13 protein-coding genes are annotated in these 14,358 nt (G+C 59.9%); 7 read left to right on the plus strand and 6 right to left on the minus strand.

Annotated features, from left to right (window positions below; all coding sequences use genetic code 11):
* Positions 1 to 39: 39 nt before the first annotated feature.
* Positions 40 to 819, plus strand: a complete 780-nt coding sequence (locus KUW67_RS01050; protein ID WP_224823413.1) for an SDR family oxidoreductase — start codon at positions 40 to 42, stop codon at positions 817 to 819.
* A 39-nt stretch (positions 820 to 858) separates the two neighbouring features.
* Here the strand turns inward: KUW67_RS01050 and KUW67_RS01055 are convergent, their stop codons facing one another.
* Complete coding sequence (locus KUW67_RS01055; protein ID WP_224823414.1) at positions 859 to 1,554, minus strand: hypothetical protein; 696 nt, start codon at positions 1,552 to 1,554, stop codon at positions 859 to 861.
* 130 nt (positions 1,555 to 1,684) lie between these two features.
* Between KUW67_RS01055 and KUW67_RS01060 the strand changes: the two genes are divergently transcribed.
* Positions 1,685 to 3,079 carry a sodium:proline symporter gene (locus KUW67_RS01060; protein WP_224823415.1) on the plus strand — a complete coding sequence of 465 codons (1,395 nt, stop codon included), beginning with the start codon at positions 1,685 to 1,687 and terminating at the stop codon, positions 3,077 to 3,079.
* Positions 3,080 to 3,159: 80 nt separating this feature from the next.
* Positions 3,160 to 4,209 (plus strand): ABC transporter ATP-binding protein, encoded by a 1,050-nt coding sequence (locus KUW67_RS01065; RefSeq protein WP_224823800.1) that lies wholly within the window; start codon positions 3,160 to 3,162, stop codon positions 4,207 to 4,209.
* Between the two features lie 28 nt (positions 4,210 to 4,237).
* On the opposite strand, the gene bla is transcribed toward KUW67_RS01065, so the two are convergent.
* Positions 4,238 to 5,098: a class A beta-lactamase gene (bla, locus tag KUW67_RS01070; protein WP_224823416.1), complete on the minus strand. Its 861-nt coding sequence runs from the start codon at positions 5,096 to 5,098 to the stop codon at positions 4,238 to 4,240.
* A 181-nt stretch (positions 5,099 to 5,279) separates the two neighbouring features.
* Positions 5,280 to 5,927 carry a YafY family protein gene (locus KUW67_RS01075; protein ID WP_224823417.1) on the minus strand — a complete coding sequence of 216 codons (648 nt, stop codon included), beginning with the start codon at positions 5,925 to 5,927 and terminating at the stop codon, positions 5,280 to 5,282.
* Between the two features lie 169 nt (positions 5,928 to 6,096).
* On the opposite strand from KUW67_RS01075, the gene KUW67_RS01080 reads away from it, so the two are divergent.
* The 4 genes from KUW67_RS01080 to KUW67_RS01095 are packed head-to-tail and all read left to right on the plus strand — an operon-like array spanning position 6,097 to position 8,535.
* A complete protein-coding gene (locus tag KUW67_RS01080; protein ID WP_224823418.1) occupies positions 6,097 to 6,312 on the plus strand; it encodes a twin-arginine translocase TatA/TatE family subunit in 216 nt (71 codons plus the stop codon).
* Positions 6,313 to 6,341: 29 nt separating this feature from the next.
* Positions 6,342 to 6,806 (plus strand): Sec-independent protein translocase protein TatB, encoded by a 465-nt coding sequence (gene tatB, locus KUW67_RS01085; RefSeq protein ID WP_224823419.1) that lies wholly within the window; start codon positions 6,342 to 6,344, stop codon positions 6,804 to 6,806.
* Complete coding sequence (gene tatC / locus KUW67_RS01090) at positions 6,803 to 7,696, plus strand: twin-arginine translocase subunit TatC (protein WP_224823420.1); 894 nt, start codon at positions 6,803 to 6,805, stop codon at positions 7,694 to 7,696. Before tatB ends, tatC begins: the two co-directional genes overlap by 4 nt.
* Before the next feature lie 38 nt (positions 7,697 to 7,734).
* Positions 7,735 to 8,535 (plus strand): ATP-binding protein, encoded by an 801-nt coding sequence (locus KUW67_RS01095; protein ID WP_224823801.1) that lies wholly within the window; start codon positions 7,735 to 7,737, stop codon positions 8,533 to 8,535.
* A gap of 106 nt (positions 8,536 to 8,641) precedes the next feature.
* Here KUW67_RS01095 and KUW67_RS01100 read toward each other — a convergent pair whose 3' ends face one another.
* Genes KUW67_RS01100 through KUW67_RS01110 form a run of 3 tightly spaced genes read right to left on the minus strand, consistent with a single transcriptional unit; the run spans position 8,642 to position 14,357 of the window.
* Entirely contained in the window at positions 8,642 to 11,701 is a 3,060-nt protein-coding gene (locus KUW67_RS01100; RefSeq protein WP_224823421.1) for a glycoside hydrolase family 38 C-terminal domain-containing protein, read from the minus strand.
* Positions 11,698 to 13,428, minus strand: a complete 1,731-nt coding sequence (locus tag KUW67_RS01105; RefSeq protein ID WP_224823422.1) for an ABC transporter ATP-binding protein — start codon at positions 13,426 to 13,428, stop codon at positions 11,698 to 11,700. Before KUW67_RS01105 ends, KUW67_RS01100 begins: the two co-directional genes overlap by 4 nt.
* On the minus strand, positions 13,425 to 14,357 hold the full coding sequence (locus tag KUW67_RS01110) for an ABC transporter permease (protein WP_224823423.1): 933 nt from the start codon (positions 14,355 to 14,357) through the stop codon (positions 13,425 to 13,427). The genes KUW67_RS01105 and KUW67_RS01110 overlap by 4 nt, the downstream gene beginning before the upstream one ends.
* Position 14,358: the final 1 nt, after the last annotated feature.

A 14,358-nucleotide genomic window follows, 5' to 3' on the forward strand; every position in this document is an offset into this window, starting at 1 on the left:
GGAATGCTACGCCCGCTCCAAATCAGGGAGGTTGTTGTTATGGATTTGGGATTAAAGGGAAAACGCGCGCTGGTCTGTGCCTCGTCAAAAGGTCTGGGACTGGGTTGCGCGCGCGCGCTCGCCGAGGCGGGTGTCGCACTTGTCATGAACGCGCGCGGGGCCGAAGCGCTGGAGGCCGCAGCAGCAGATATTCGCAGTGATTTCGGGGTCGATGTGACAACCGTGGCTTGCGATGTGACAACGGCAGACGGGCAGGCACAAGTGCTGGAGGCTGCGGGCGATATCGACATTCTGGTGACCAATGCAGGCGGACCGCCTCCGGGCATGTGGTCGGATTGGGACCGGGAGGACTTCATCGCCGCGCTGGACGCCAATATGCTGACGCCGATTGCGTTGATGAAAGCGGTTTTGCCAAGAATGATGGAGCGCGGCTGGGGCCGGGTGGTCAACATCACCAGCCAATCCGTGCGGGCGCCCATCGGTGTCTTGGGCCTGTCGAATGCTGCGCGCACCGGGTTGACGGGCTATGTCGCCGGAACTTCCCGTCAGGTGGCGCATGCGGGTGTGACGATCAACAATCTGCTGCCGGGCATTCATGCGACGGACCGTGCCATCTCGCTGGATAAAGGCGTGACCGAGGCGCAAGGCATCACGATGGAAGAGGCCAAGGCCCAACGCGAAGCCAGCATCCCGGCCCGCCGCTACGGAACCAAAGAGGAATTCGGTGCGGCCTGTGCCTTCCTGTGCTCACAACATGCGGGCTTTATTGTGGGTCAAAACATCTTGCTTGATGGCGGTGGGACGAACATCACCATGTAAAAGAGACCCCTTTTGCAAAGCCTTTGTAGGCGCGCCACCCTACGTTTTGCCTAGGTCCAGCAGCATAGTATCCAGTTCCCGCAACGTTCTTGGGTCCGATTGTGCGGCAGCAAATTTTAGGATCTGTTTGCAAAATGCAGGATAGCTGGCCGTGGATCTGCACGTCGCCCCTGCGGCGGTGCTGGTCCAAGCGCGCAATCCATGCCGCGCAATGCTATCATAAATTGGGAAAGCATTGGGCCGATGGAAATGAAGGTATTTCGATGCAAATGAGATATTCTGCGCGTGCGCAAACTTCCAGAGTGCAGTCGTCTCCGGCGCGCCCCCGGTCAGTGCCCAGTCGTGTTTCACCGAGCAAATGATCTTTACCAACTCTGCATGGCACTGGGTAATGCGTTGAAAAAGCATGTCGCTATCGATCTGAACATCAGCCTCTGTCGTCAGCGTTTCAAGCGGGCCGATGTCTGCCAACATCTTGTCGAGGCCCTTGTCCTTCAGGGCATGGGCCAGCCCCTCATACAATGCCTTGCGCCGATGTGAGTGTGGCCTAGGAGCATGCCGAAACGGGTCGGCGGCATATATCCGACCTATGGCCATGATCTTGCCCATCGTTACGAAGCAACCGTCATGCAACAAATGCTTGTGCGTCATCGCATACAGAACATGGTTTTCGAACGGTCCAAAAAGCGCAGGATCGTTAAGATAGTCTTTCAATACTCTCGCTTTGATGCGCATAGAGCGGGCCCTTTTTTGTCGTTCAGATACGGTAAACGCTCACATTCCCGTGGGCCACGGTTTTGTGGCTGGGCGGGTCCGGGTGGCGCTGCTAGAGCTTGCAAAACGCTTCAGTTAAGGACTCCCCCACATGCAAGCTGCTCTGCTCATTGGCCTTTTTGGCCTTGTCATTCTCGCCTCCTTGGCGGTCGCGCCCCGTCGTGCGTCGGTTGAAGGGTTTTATGACGGCGCGGGTGAGGGCGGGCAGGCGCCGGGGCTTTGGACGCTGGTTCTCAGCCAAGTCACCACGTGGATTTTTGCGCGCTCGCTCATGAACGCCGCAATCCTTGGGTATTTCTACGGGGCCGCAGGAACGCTGGCCTATGCCGCCTATTACGGCTCTTTCCTGAGCGGCGGGTTCATCGTCGCAAAGCTGCGGGGACAGGATGCTCGGTCGGTTCAGGATTGGCTGTCGGCGCGGTTCGGCGGCGTGGGCGTGACCTGCTACAACGTGGTCATCGGGCTGCGTCTTTTGTCAGAAGTGTTCGCAAACCTGATCGTTGTGGGCCTGATCTTCACCGCTGTGTTGCCCGAGATGACCAGTGCCGGACCGCTCTCGATCATTGTCGTGGCGGTGCTGGGGTTGGCCTATTCCGCGTGGGGCGGCCTCTCGGCGGCTTTGCGCACCGACGTCATGCAGATGCTTGTTTTCCTTGTGGTTTTCGCCGTTGCGTTGGTGGCGCTTATCACGTCGCCGGGCTTCTCGCTGGGGGCGGTTCTGACGGCCGAGGGCACCTCGGGCAGCTATAATGGCTGGGTCTTGCTGGTCGTCGCGTTCCTGCAGGTCTTCAGCTATCCGGCCCATGATCCGGTGATGATGGATCGCGGTTTCATCGCGGATGAAAAGACCACCAAAGCATCCTTTCTCCATGCCTTCTGGATCTCGACCTTGTGCATTCTGGCCTTCGGGATGTTCGGCATTCAGGCGAGCCTCGTAGGTGCCGAATACGAGGGTGAGCTGATTGGAACATGGGCTGGCATGTTCCCGGCCTGGGTCTTTGTGGCGCTGTTGGTGTCGCTGCTGGTTTCGGCGCTTTCCACGCTGGACTCGGCACTGGCCTCCGCCGCGCGGCTGACTGTGGAAGAACTGCGCCTGCTGCCTCGCACCCTGAATGGCGGGCGCATCGCGATGGTGGCCTTCATGGTGGGCGGCGCGGCGTTGACCCTGTGGGGCAACAAGGCGCTGTTCGATGCGGTCGCTGTCAGCGGGACGGCGTCGATGTTCCTGACGCCTGTACTGATCGTGGGGCTGGTGATGAACCGCGTTATTGCGCTTTGGGCTTACATCGTGGCCTTTGCGGCGGCGATGCTGGGGGCAGTGGCCTATTTCCTGCGCGGCAACGAACTGGTCGCGGCGATCTTGCCGGAAGGTCACAAATACGAGCAGCTTCTGGCGATCTGCGTTGTGGTTCTGGTCGTCGGTTTCGCCGCCGTTTTGGCTGGCGCGCGCCGGCCAAGCGGGGTTGCGAGCGACGCGGGGGCCTGATACCCCCGCCGCTAACCCAAGTGTTTTCGTAAGGATAGGCAGTGGCAGCTTCTGCGCCCCGGCTTGAGATCAAAAACCTGATGCGCCGGTATGACGGGCGCGCCGTTGTGGATGATGTCTCTCTGCAGATCAGAGCAGGGCAGGTGACCTGTCTGCTGGGCCCCTCTGGCTGTGGGAAATCCACAACTTTGCGGATGATCGCTGGGGTCGACATGCAAGACAGCGGCGAGATTTACGTTGATGGCGATCTTGTGTGCGACACGGTTTTTCGCGTGCCGCCCGAACGGCGGGCTATTGGTCTGATGTTTCAGGACTTTGCGCTGTTTCCACACCTTAGCGTCGCGCAGAACGTGGCGTTTGGCCTTGAGGGTCCGAAAGACGCACAGCGCGCGCGGGCGCTTCAGTTGCTGGAGCGGGTCAATATGGGCCGCTTCATTGACGACTATCCCCACCAGTTGTCAGGGGGCGAGCAACAGCGCGTCGCACTGGCCCGCGCCTTGGCGCCCAAGCCCAAGATTATGCTAATGGACGAGCCGTTTTCAGGTCTCGACAACCGTCTGCGCGATGAAATTCGCGACCAGACGCTTGAGGTTCTCAAGGAAGAAGGCACTGCCGTTCTGCTTGTGACCCACGAGCCGGACGAGGCGATGCGCATGGCCGATGAAATCGCGCTGATGCGGGGCGGCAAGATCGTCCAGCAGGGCGCACCGTACAATATCTACAATGCACCAAAGGACAAGCGTGTCGCCGCGTTCTTCAGTGATATCAATGTGATACCGGGCAAAGTTCATGGGGCTTTGACAAAGACCGCGTTTGGCGAGTTTCTGGCCCCCGGCGTTCCCGATGGTGGCGAGATCGAGATTGTGATCCGGCCCCAGCACCTTCGCATTGACTTTGATCGCCACGGAAGCGGCCCCTTGCCGACGCCCGTCGATGGTGCGCCTGCACGCGCATTGGTCGAACGCGCGCGTTTTATGGGGCGCGAAAGCCTTGTGGAGTTCCGGATGGAGTATGATGGCAGCCTGATGACGGCCTCAATTCCATCGGTCTTTTTACCCAAGCCGGGTACGCCGCTCTGGCTGATGATCCGCCGGGACCGGTGCTTTGTTTTCCCCAAAGAGGTGGGCTAGCCGTCCGCGAGACGGCCAGCCCCATTTTTTAACGCTCGGCAATGACCTTTACGATGGCCGCGGCAATCTGAGAGACCGCTGCATTACGCGTGTCCCAATCAGCAGGTGTATCCGACACGAAAATGGCGATCAGATAAGGCGCGTCCTCGGGCTTTTGCACCATCGCAATCAGATTGCGCGTGTGATCCCGCCCGCCGCCGGATTTGTCCCAGATGCCCCAGTCCTCGGGCGCATGGGCGCGGATGAACTGACCCGTCACACTGCCACGGCTCAGCCAATCGGCCAATTGCGCTTGCGACGTGTCACTCAGCGCGTCGCCCAGCAACAAAGCCTGCCAACTGGTCAGCATGCCCGTGGGCGTCGACGTGTCACGCGGATCGCCCGGCGCAAACACGTTCACCTCAGGCTCCAACCGGTCCAGCCGCGTGTCCGGGTCGCCGATCTGTCGCAGGAAATCGGTGACCTCTTGCGGGCCGCCCAACCGTCCGGTCAAGAGATTGGCGGCGGCATTGTCGCTCATATCGACCGTTGCAAGGCACAGTTCTGCCAGCGTGAGCGCGCTGCCGACATTCTTCTCCACCACCGGGGCATAAGGAACCAGATCGCTTTCGCGGATGGCGATAGCCTCGTCCAGCGAAAGCAAGCCCTCATCGACCCGGTTCAGGATCGTCCCGCACAGCAACGTCTTGAACGTGCTGGCCATCAGAAACCGCTCGCCCTCGCGATGCGCCCATTGCCAATCAGACCCGGTATCAAGCACCAGAACGCCAATCCGAGCATCCAGATTGGCCTCCAACGCCTCGATATCAGCGGCCAGAGCGTCTTCAAGCGCCTGCGCTGCCAAGGGCAACGCCAATGTCAGGGAGACGCCGAGCAAAGCGGCCTTCATCTGTGCTGCGATTGTGGGAAAGCTCGTAAAAAACCACGATTTACCAATAGGTTTGCACTGTATCATCTGTTTTGCCTCGTCGCGTTAATATGCAAATCGTAGGGTCCTCGTGACAGGCCCGGACGGCGAGCGAAAGCTGTGGTTTACAACGAAAAAGCCAATCGGCGGGTTTTCACCAAGCTTAGGGTCGGTCGGTCAGGCGTTTGCCCGGCTCATCGGTAAAAAGCTCAGGCAGAACACGCAGATCGGTGATCTGGTCGAGGCGCAGATCGGTGAAAGCAGCGTCGGTTTCTGACCACGCGATGCAGGTCCACACACGGCCCCAGTAATCCAGCTTGAGCGGGCGCAGGATGTGCCGCACACCGTCAATCTCAACCGCCACTTTCTGGCGCGCGCGGATTGCGGCACGCAGGCTGGGCATATGCTGAAATCCAAGGGCGGCATCCGCAAACGGGTAGGCGGCCACGCCCCAGCCCACGGGCGCGGTCTCGCGATCTTCGGGCAGCACTGCATCCACCTTGGCAGACAACGACCGCGCGGCCTCTTTCAGCGCATCATCTCCTGCATCCGCGATGACCGACAGGCCCAGATGCAGCGCCTCCAGCTCGTCCGTGGTCAGGTTCAGCGGGGGCAGGGTCACCTGCGCCGTCACCCAATACCCGATCCCGCGCGCCCCTGCGATCGGCACCCCAGCAGAGGCTAAACGCTCCATATCGCGGTAGATCGTGCGTTGGGACACGCCTGTCGCAGCGGCCAGATCAGCCGCCTTGTGGAGCGCACCATCGCGCAGGATCTGGATCAACTGGGTGAGACGGTCAGCACGGGACATGGGTCGACATACTGACAGATTTTCGACAACTGACAAGTTTTTGTCACGAAGGGTTCGAATCCTTCTTGAATTGCCACTTTTGCCGCGGTTTTCCCTCTTTTGATCGGTCAAAGGCCTGTCTAGTGTCCCTTCAAGACAGATATCCCCCGCAGTTCTTCGGAGAGAAAACATGCTGAATAATATTGGCCCCATGGGCTTCCTTCTGATCGCCGTTGTCGTCCTCGTTCTTTTCGGGCGCGGCAAGGTGTCCAGCCTGATGGGTGAGGTCGGTAAAGGCATCACCGCGTTCAAAAAGGGCGTGAATGACGGCGCCAACGAGTTGGAAGAAGAAAAGGCCGCCGAGGCCAAGGACGTCACCCCTGAGGCCGAAAAAGACAAAGCCTGAAGCGCGGCTCAAGCGTCGGAGGCGTAACTATGTTTGGATTGGGCTGGGGCGAGATGGTCGTCGTGGGGCTTGTGGCGTTGATCGTCGTGGGTCCCAAAGAGTTGCCGGTGATGTTTCGCACCGTGGGTCGCTTTGCGGGCAAAGCGCGCGGCATGGCCCGCGAGTTCTCTCGCGCGATGGAAGACGCCGCCGATGAGGCGGGCGTCAAGGATATCGCAGGCGATCTGAAAAACATGAGCAACCCCAAGAAATACGGGCTCGACAAGGTCAAAGAGGCGACAGATTTCGCCAAATGGGAACCGTCGGAGCCGACCAAGCTGCGCGAAGGCTCCGAGACGGCGAAGCTGGCCGAAGAACGCGCCGAGGCGGCCAAGAAAATCCACGAGGTCTCTGCCCGCAAAGCCCAGGAACGGCTGGATCGTGAGGCCGCCGCCAAAGCGGCAGAGGCTGCACCGGACACGCCAGAGCCCGCCCCCAAGGATGCAAAAGCATGAGCGACACCGAGCAGATTGACGACAGTCAGGCCCCGCTGATCGAGCACCTGACCGAGCTGCGCACGCGGCTCATTCGCTCTGTTCTGGCCTTTGTGGTTGCCATGGTGGCCTGTTTCACCGTGGCCGAACCGATCCTGAATTTCCTGGCCGAACCCATCGCAGACATCCTGCGCGGACGCGGCGAAGACCCCCGCCTGATCTTCACAGCCCCACAGGAAAAATTCTTCGTATTGATCCGCATCTCCGTGATCGCGGGCTTCGCGCTCAGCTTTCCCGTGATTGCGCATCAGCTTTGGCGGTTCGTGGCCCCCGGCCTCTATAAATCTGAAAAGAGCGCGTTTCTGCCCTTCATCATCGCCTCGCCGTTGCTGTTCCTGATGGGTGCGTCCTTCGCGCACTACGTTGTGACACCGCTGGCGATGAACTTCTTCATCGGCTTTTCCGACGCGATCCCCGCGCTGACCGCTTTGGTCACCGGCGAGACCGTCGTGCCAAGCGCGGAAAGTCAGGAGCTGTCGACGGTCTTCCTCGGCTCCGTGCGCGAGTCGCTGGACGTCTCACTCAAGTTCATCTTTGCCTTCGGGCTGTGCTTCCAATTGCCCGTCTTGCTGACCCTGATGGGCAAGGCCGGGCTGGTTTCATCGCGCGGTCTGCGCGAGGTGCGCAAATATGCCGTCGTCGGCATTTTGGTGCTCGCCGCGTTGGTGACCCCGCCTGATGTCGTCACGCAGATCATCCTGTTCGTCGTGGTCTACGGCCTCTATGAGGTTTCGATCTGGCTTGTCCAAGGCGTTGAGAAGAAACGCAAAAAGCAGATGCAGGAAGAAGGCCTCTGGGACGAAGAGCTGTATGGCGACGGCGATCTCGACGAAGACGAGGCCGCCAAGTGAGCAAAACCCTCAAGCGGATCGCCGCTGCGCTGGACCGGATGAGCCCGCCCCCCGCAGGCGCGCCGGATTTCGACGCCGCCGGCGCCTTCGTCTGGCACACCAACCCCGACGGCCTGACCCCGGTGCCAAAGGTCAACCGCATCGCCCTTGATCTGCTGATCGGCGTCGACCGCTCCCGCGAGACATTGCTGGAGAACACCCGCCAGTTTGCGCGCGGTCTGCCCGCCAACAACGCGCTCCTCTGGGGCGCGCGCGGGATGGGCAAATCCTCTCTCGTCAAAGCTGTGCACGGCGCGGTGAATGCTGAAGGCCTGCCGCTCAAAGTGGTCGAACTTCAGCGCGAAGACCTGCCCAGCATCTCGCGTTTGCTTACGCATCTACGCGCCTCCGATCACCGCTTCCTGCTCTTCTGCGATGACCTCAGCTTTTCTCATGACGACCAGCACTACAAATCCCTGAAAGCCGTTTTGGATGGTGGCATCGAAGGCCGCCCCGAAAACGTGCTGTTCTACGCCACCTCCAACCGCCGCCACCTGATGCCCCGCGATATGATCGAGAACGAGCGCGGCTCGGCGATCAATCCGTCCGAGGCGGTTGAAGAAAAGGTCTCTCTTTCCGACCGTTTCGGGCTGTGGCTGGGCTTTCATGCCTGCAGCCAGGACGAGTATCTGGCGATGATCCGCGGCTATTGCGACGCCCACGGTGTCGAGATTGAGGACGACGTCTTGCGTGCCGAGGCCGTCGAATGGCAAGCAACGCGCGGCGCGCGCTCAGGCCGTGTCGCGTGGCAGTATTTCACTGATCTGGCCGGCCGTCGCGGTGTGAAGGTCGCGGGATAGAGGGCGGCGTTACGCCTGTTTTTCCGAACACGTTACCTGAGGTTTCAGCCCTGACTGCCCAACGCACTGTAAGCAAATCCACGGGTTTTCGTGTCTTCACCAGATCTCACGCACGCGAAAATTTCACGGTCTTGATCTCAAAAGGCTTGAGCGTCACAGCGACCCTGTTCTGATCGAGCGCCAAAGGCGCGATCGGGTCCTCGAAAATCGTTGCCACATGGGCCGCCTTGCAGCCAAAACCCAAGGTAAGCTCGGTGGTCGTCGCAACGCCATGCGCTTCGAACATGCGCAGGACGATGTCACCGTCGGCATTTGCGGGCTTGATCGTTTCGATGATGACATTGCGCGCGCTTGAGGCTGCAACCGGTTTGGACGCGGCCATATCCGAGGCAGACGTCTCCAGCACCCTGAGCGGGGCGTTCAGATCATATGCCTCGTGATCAAGCTGTTCCGGCTGATCGGCATCGAACGGCAATAAGGCATAGGTGAACCGGTGGCCCCCTTGGTCTGCATTCGGGTCGGGGGCGGTTGCCGATTTGATGAGCGTGATACGGATACGCCCGCCAAGCACATCATAGCCGTATTTGCAGTCATTCAGAACCGCGACGCCAAGGTTTTTGTCCGTCAAACACGCCCATTTCTGGGCCGGTACTTCAAAGCGCGCTGCGTCGAAATCAGTGTCGCGACGCGTGCTGCGCGACACGCGGCCCCATTGCGTATCATAACTCGCAGTGTCGCTGACGAGTGTTGTCGAGAACGCGGCTTTCAGCAGCGTGTGCTGCTCGTGCCAGTCCACATCCGTGACAAAATCCAGCCGTGCGGAATGCGCGCGCAGTTGGATGCTTTGGCGGATTTCGCTGTGCCGCCAACGCGTGACAAAGTGGATGGTTGCCCGTAACGGTCCTGTTTCGACAATCTCAGCTATGGTGTCACCGGTGACCAGCGCGCAATGCTCTTCATAGCTTGGGTCAATGTCCCAGGCGTCCCAGCAAATCGGACGATCTTCAAATGCCAGCAGTTGGTTTCCAAGACTGCCATCTGCAAGAACGCTCCGCTCGCCCCGCTTGTCGAAAACCTCTGAAACAGTGCCATCGGGTGTCAGCACGACCCGCAGCAACGGGTTTTCCAGGATAAACCGCGCACCGTCCTTGCGGGCGGTGACCTCACCTTTTGGCATGACAGCCGCAGAGATTGGCACAACGCAATAGCCCGGCAAGTCATCGAAGAAGGCAAGTGTGCCCTCTGCCGTGGTCTGCCCCTTCACCGCCGTATTGTCACCAAACAGTGCCAGCCGTGGGCCTGTCGTTGGCGCCGTGTTCACCGCGCGCGGCTCAGGCCCGGCCAGCGCTTTGGCCGCCGTGCTTGCGGCATCCTCGACCAAAGCTCTGATGTTGGCAAAATCACCGCGCGTGTCGTCAAACACCTGTCCGATTGATGTGCCGGTGATGATGTCATGGAACTGGTTAAGGCATAGCAGCTGCCACGCCTCCGTCAGGTCCGGGTTCTGCCCTGCCATCACGGCCATCGCTTCGGCCTCGTGCAGCGCCCACTCCGCCTTGCGGTTCGCGCGTTTGATCCAGCCTTGAGATGTGTAGGTGCCGCGATGACCCTCCATGTAATGCTCACCCTGCCAAACGGGCAGATCAGGAGTGTCCTTGATGGCGTCAAACATGTCGCGCACGTTGCTGTATTTGAACTGCGGCATGCCGGGCATGCTTTTGAAGGCTTGCGCCTTGGCAAGAAGGTCCTCGGTGGGGCCGCCGCCGCCATCGCCGTAACCAAAGCAAATCGGCAGATCGCGCACCGACTGGGGCGAGGTGCATCTGGTGACCGTGCCCAGAACCTCTGGCGCGGTCAGGTCACTTTTGTAGTTGGTTGGAAAAGGCAGATACTGCACGTCGCGCGGTGTGCTCAGCACATGAGCCAGCACACGCGACCCGTCCAGCCCCTCCCAGTGATGCGTTGAGGAGGCGATCTGATTAAGCTGGTTCCAGTTCAGCTTGTTCGTGACGAACCAATCAAGCCCGGCAAGCTGCATCAGCTGCGGGATTTGTGCGGGAAAACCGAACGTGTCGGGGAGCCAGAGGACAGGCGTCTCCACCGCCCCAAACGTATCGCTGAAATAACCGCGCCCCAATGTGAGCTGCCGGATCAGCGATTCTGCACCGATGACATTCAGGTCAGGCTCAACCCACATGCCGCCCATGACCTCCCAGCGGCCTTCGGCAACGCGCTCTTTGATCTTGTCGAAAAGGGCAGGGTAGTCCTTTGCGGTGTAGGCATAAAGCTGGGGTTGCGAATGCGAGAACTGGAAATCGGGATCGTCCTCCATCAAACGCAGCACATTCGTATAGGTCCGCGCGTTCTTCAGCCTGATCTGATCGACCGTCCAAAGATAGGCGATATCCATATGCGCATGGCCGATGCCGTGCAGGGTGATGTCCAGCGGGTCCCCGGCCGAGGGCAGTTCAGCCTTCAGGAGCGACAAAGCTTCGGGGGCGGTGCTGTAAAGCGCATCACCGATGGGATCACGCGTGTCGAGCAGGCGCAGCGCATGATCCAATATGTCCAGAACGGCCGCGCCTGTCGCGTTGTCGAGCGTTGTGGCCGTGTCCAATACGGTCTGCGCAAGTTGCACCAGCTCCAGCAATACCGGGTCGCGTTCGACCAAAGCCGGCACCCCCATGAACAGCTTGGATTTGGAGTTCGGCTCAGGGGGCCAACCGGCCAGCCCGGTCCAGCCGTGCAGTGACAGCACATGCGGCGCACCATCAGCGACATCAGGATCAAGGCGGATCGTGTGGTGATAGCGATCCGCCGAGCCGATGGGGATGCGGTCAACATGCACCATCGCTTCGGGATGATTGAACACATCGCCCAGAAGACCCAACGGCAAATGAAGCGCGAGGTTTGTCGCGTCCCAACCGTCCGGCACTTGAAAAGTCGATTTCATGACGAAATTCAGATCAGCATGACCCCAATAGCTTTCATGGGGGATTTCATCCCATAGTGTCGGATCGCCGCAAATGGGCGCATCCAGCATCGGTTCCAGCAAGGGAAGGATGCGAAAATGCGGCAAGATGGATCGGCGCCGATGCACATAAGGCGCGATCAGCTTAAGCCGCGCGCCCAGCTTTTCGGGGGTGAAGGGCCATTGGCGTTTCATGCTTCCTGCAAATCAAAACCCGGGACGATGCCACGATAGATGGAGCGCGCTTTCGCGGCTTCGGCCTCCAGCTTGACCGGGTCCCAGTCTTGCCGTCCGTCCCCCCAGCTTCGATGCAGGTCAGGCCATGGGATGCTGTCGATCAGCAACTTGGTATAGGGGTGCTGTGGTGCGCCGATGACCTCTTTCGGTGGCCCCGCCTCGACCACATGGCCTTTGAACAGGACCATGACGTAGTCGCTGACGTGATAGGCCGTTGCCAGGTCATGGGTGATGTAGAGGATCGAGATACCGTATTTGTCTTTCAGATCGTAGATGTTCGACAGGATCGACGCCCGCAGGGAGGCATCAACCATCGAAACGGGCTCATCCGCGATCAGCAATTTGGGGCTGAGCATCAGCGCACGCGCAACGATAAGGCGCTGGCGCTGCCCACCAGAGAGCTGGTGAGGATAGCGGTTGAGGACCAGATCGGGATCTAGCCCGACAGCATCGCAGGCCTCTTCCATGGCGGTCTGGGTATGAGCGTCGGATTTGGCCAGCCCGAACTGCTTGAACGGAAATTTCAGCGCGTGATTGACCCGGTAGAACGGGTTGAAACACGCGTAGGGGTCTTGGAAAACGGCCTGCACATTCTTGCGGAAATCGAGCGATTGTGCCGCAGACATTCTTGCCACGTCCTGCCCTTCAAACAGCACGCGCCCTTCACTGGGCGGATTAAAACCCAGCATGATCGACCCCATGGTCGATTTGCCAGACCCCGATTGTCCGACGATGGAAATGATCTGCGGTGTGTCGCCTTGCAGGGTAAACGACATCGGATGCAGGGCTGTCACCGCGCCGTAGTTTTTCCGCACGTCCTCAAAGCGCAGCAACGGCTCGGCACTTGCGCGTTCAGGGGCCTTGGCACGGGCATCGGGGTTAAGGAAACTCTCGCCCCCAACCAACGGAACCGAGGAGATTAAGTCGCGCGTATAGGGGTGCTTTGGCGCCTCTAGAATTTGTTGCACCGTGCCGTGCTCGACCAGTTCGCCGTCTTTCAAAACGGCCAATTCATCCACGGTCTGTGCCATCAGCCCCATGTCATGGCCGATCAGCATCAGACCGGAGCCAATCTCGGATTGGATCGCCTTGAGCGTTTGCATCACCTGCCGCTGGGTGACCACATCCAGCGCCGATGTCGGTTCGTCCGCGATGATCAGTTCGGGGTTCAAGATGATCCCCATCGCGATACAGACCCGCTGTTTCATGCCGCCTGACAGCTCGTGCGGATAAAGATCGGCGGTATGCTGGGGCAGGCCGACGCTTTCCAGCGCGGCATCCGAACGGCGTTTAAGCTCGGCGCGGTCCAGTTTGCCCTCATGGGCGATGATACCGTCCCACATCTGCGGCTCGACACGCATCACCGGGTTCAGCGAATTCATAGCCCCCTGCGGGATGTAGGCCACGCGGCTCAGGCGTGTGCGGCGCATCTGGTCTTCGTCAAGATCCAGCACATTGGTGCCGCCCAGATCAATCGTGCCACCAGCAACGCGCCCGGGTTCCGCCAGCATTTGCATCACCGCCAGCGCGGTCGTCGTCTTTCCGGAGCCGCTTTCGCCGATAAAACCAACGCGTCGGCCTTTGTGGATATCGAGCGACAGCGCTTTGACCGCCTGCACCACGCCTTGCGGGGTCGGAAACTCGATCGACAGGTCTTTCAGGGTGAGGACGGGTTTCTCTGTCATGACAGCCTCCTCAGGCGGGGATTTGAAACCTCATCAAGGCCGAGATTGATCAGCAAAAGCCCAATGAAGATGATGGCCAGCAGCAATGTCGGAATACCCCACCACCACCACAGGTTTTGAATCAGCGCGCCTGCGTTGATGGCCTCGTAGATCGTGCGGCCAAGGGTCGGGATGCGTTGTGGACCAAGCCCGAGCACCTCGAGCCCCACGGCGGTCACAATGGATGTGGTGACCGACGCGATGAACGAGCCAAAGAGATACGGCACCAGATTGGGCATCATCTCGCGGAACATGATGTGGCTGGTCGAGGCACCGGATAGCTGCGCCATTTGCACATAGCCCGATTGCTTCATCGACAGGACCTGCGCCCGGATCAGGCGGGTCGGCGATTGCCAGACGAACCCCGCGATGAGCAGGGCCATCATCGTAAGCGAGACGTCTCCGAAGGCGGATTGGAACACGACAAGGATCAGCAGGGGAGGGATGGTGATCATCACATCGGCGCTCACGCGAATGATATCGTCCGTCCGTCCCCCCAGAAAACCTGCCGAGAAGCCCAGAAAGATACCGATGGACATACCGATCAAAGACGCGAGCAGACCCACGAAAAGTGTGTTCGGCGCGCCGATGATGATCAGCGCCAGCACGTCGCGGCCTCCGCCATCCGTCCCCAGCGGGTTTGCCATGCTCCCGGCCTGACCGCGCAGGTTCTCAAAACCGACAGGGGGCAGACGCAGCATGCTGGATCCGGTGAACACCAGATCGGGATCCCAGACGAACCGCCCGATGATCCCCATCGCGATGATACCAAGCAGCAGGGCAGCGCCCCAGATCAGCTTGGGGTTCATCCATGGATTATCAAAGCGTTTGATCCGTTTTGCCTGCCGCTTTTCAGCGCGTGTCGGGGGCAAGTGGTCTTGGGATGTCATA

Origin of the sequence: Cognatishimia sp. MH4019 (assembly GCF_020177595.1) — a bacterium.
GTDB lineage: Bacteria > Pseudomonadota > Alphaproteobacteria > Rhodobacterales > Rhodobacteraceae > JAHTBL01.

What these genes read in the sequence shown, in the direction of transcription:
- KUW67_RS01100 (WP_224823421.1), bottom strand. Translation starts at nt 11,701, where the DNA reads ATGAAACGCCAATGGCCCTTCACCCCCGAAAAGCTGGGCGCGCGGCTT.
- KUW67_RS01065 (WP_224823800.1), top strand. Translation starts at nt 3,160, where the DNA reads ATGCGCCGGTATGACGGGCGCGCCGTTGTGGATGATGTCTCTCTGCAG.
- KUW67_RS01095 (WP_224823801.1), top strand. Translation starts at nt 7,735, where the DNA reads ATGAGCCCGCCCCCCGCAGGCGCGCCGGATTTCGACGCCGCCGGCGCC.
- KUW67_RS01050 (WP_224823413.1), top strand. Translation starts at nt 40, where the DNA reads ATGGATTTGGGATTAAAGGGAAAACGCGCGCTGGTCTGTGCCTCGTCA.
- KUW67_RS01080 (WP_224823418.1), top strand. Translation starts at nt 6,097, where the DNA reads ATGCTGAATAATATTGGCCCCATGGGCTTCCTTCTGATCGCCGTTGTC.
- KUW67_RS01105 (WP_224823422.1), bottom strand. Translation starts at nt 13,428, where the DNA reads ATGACAGAGAAACCCGTCCTCACCCTGAAAGACCTGTCGATCGAGTTT.
- KUW67_RS01075 (WP_224823417.1), bottom strand. Translation starts at nt 5,927, where the DNA reads ATGTCCCGTGCTGACCGTCTCACCCAGTTGATCCAGATCCTGCGCGAT.
- KUW67_RS01110 (WP_224823423.1), bottom strand. Translation starts at nt 14,357, where the DNA reads ATGACATCCCAAGACCACTTGCCCCCGACACGCGCTGAAAAGCGGCAG.
- tatC (WP_224823420.1), top strand. Translation starts at nt 6,803, where the DNA reads ATGAGCGACACCGAGCAGATTGACGACAGTCAGGCCCCGCTGATCGAG.
- bla (WP_224823416.1), bottom strand. Translation starts at nt 5,098, where the DNA reads ATGAAGGCCGCTTTGCTCGGCGTCTCCCTGACATTGGCGTTGCCCTTG.
- tatB (WP_224823419.1), top strand. Translation starts at nt 6,342, where the DNA reads ATGTTTGGATTGGGCTGGGGCGAGATGGTCGTCGTGGGGCTTGTGGCG.
- KUW67_RS01055 (WP_224823414.1), bottom strand. Translation starts at nt 1,554, where the DNA reads ATGCGCATCAAAGCGAGAGTATTGAAAGACTATCTTAACGATCCTGCG.
- KUW67_RS01060 (WP_224823415.1), top strand. Translation starts at nt 1,685, where the DNA reads ATGCAAGCTGCTCTGCTCATTGGCCTTTTTGGCCTTGTCATTCTCGCC.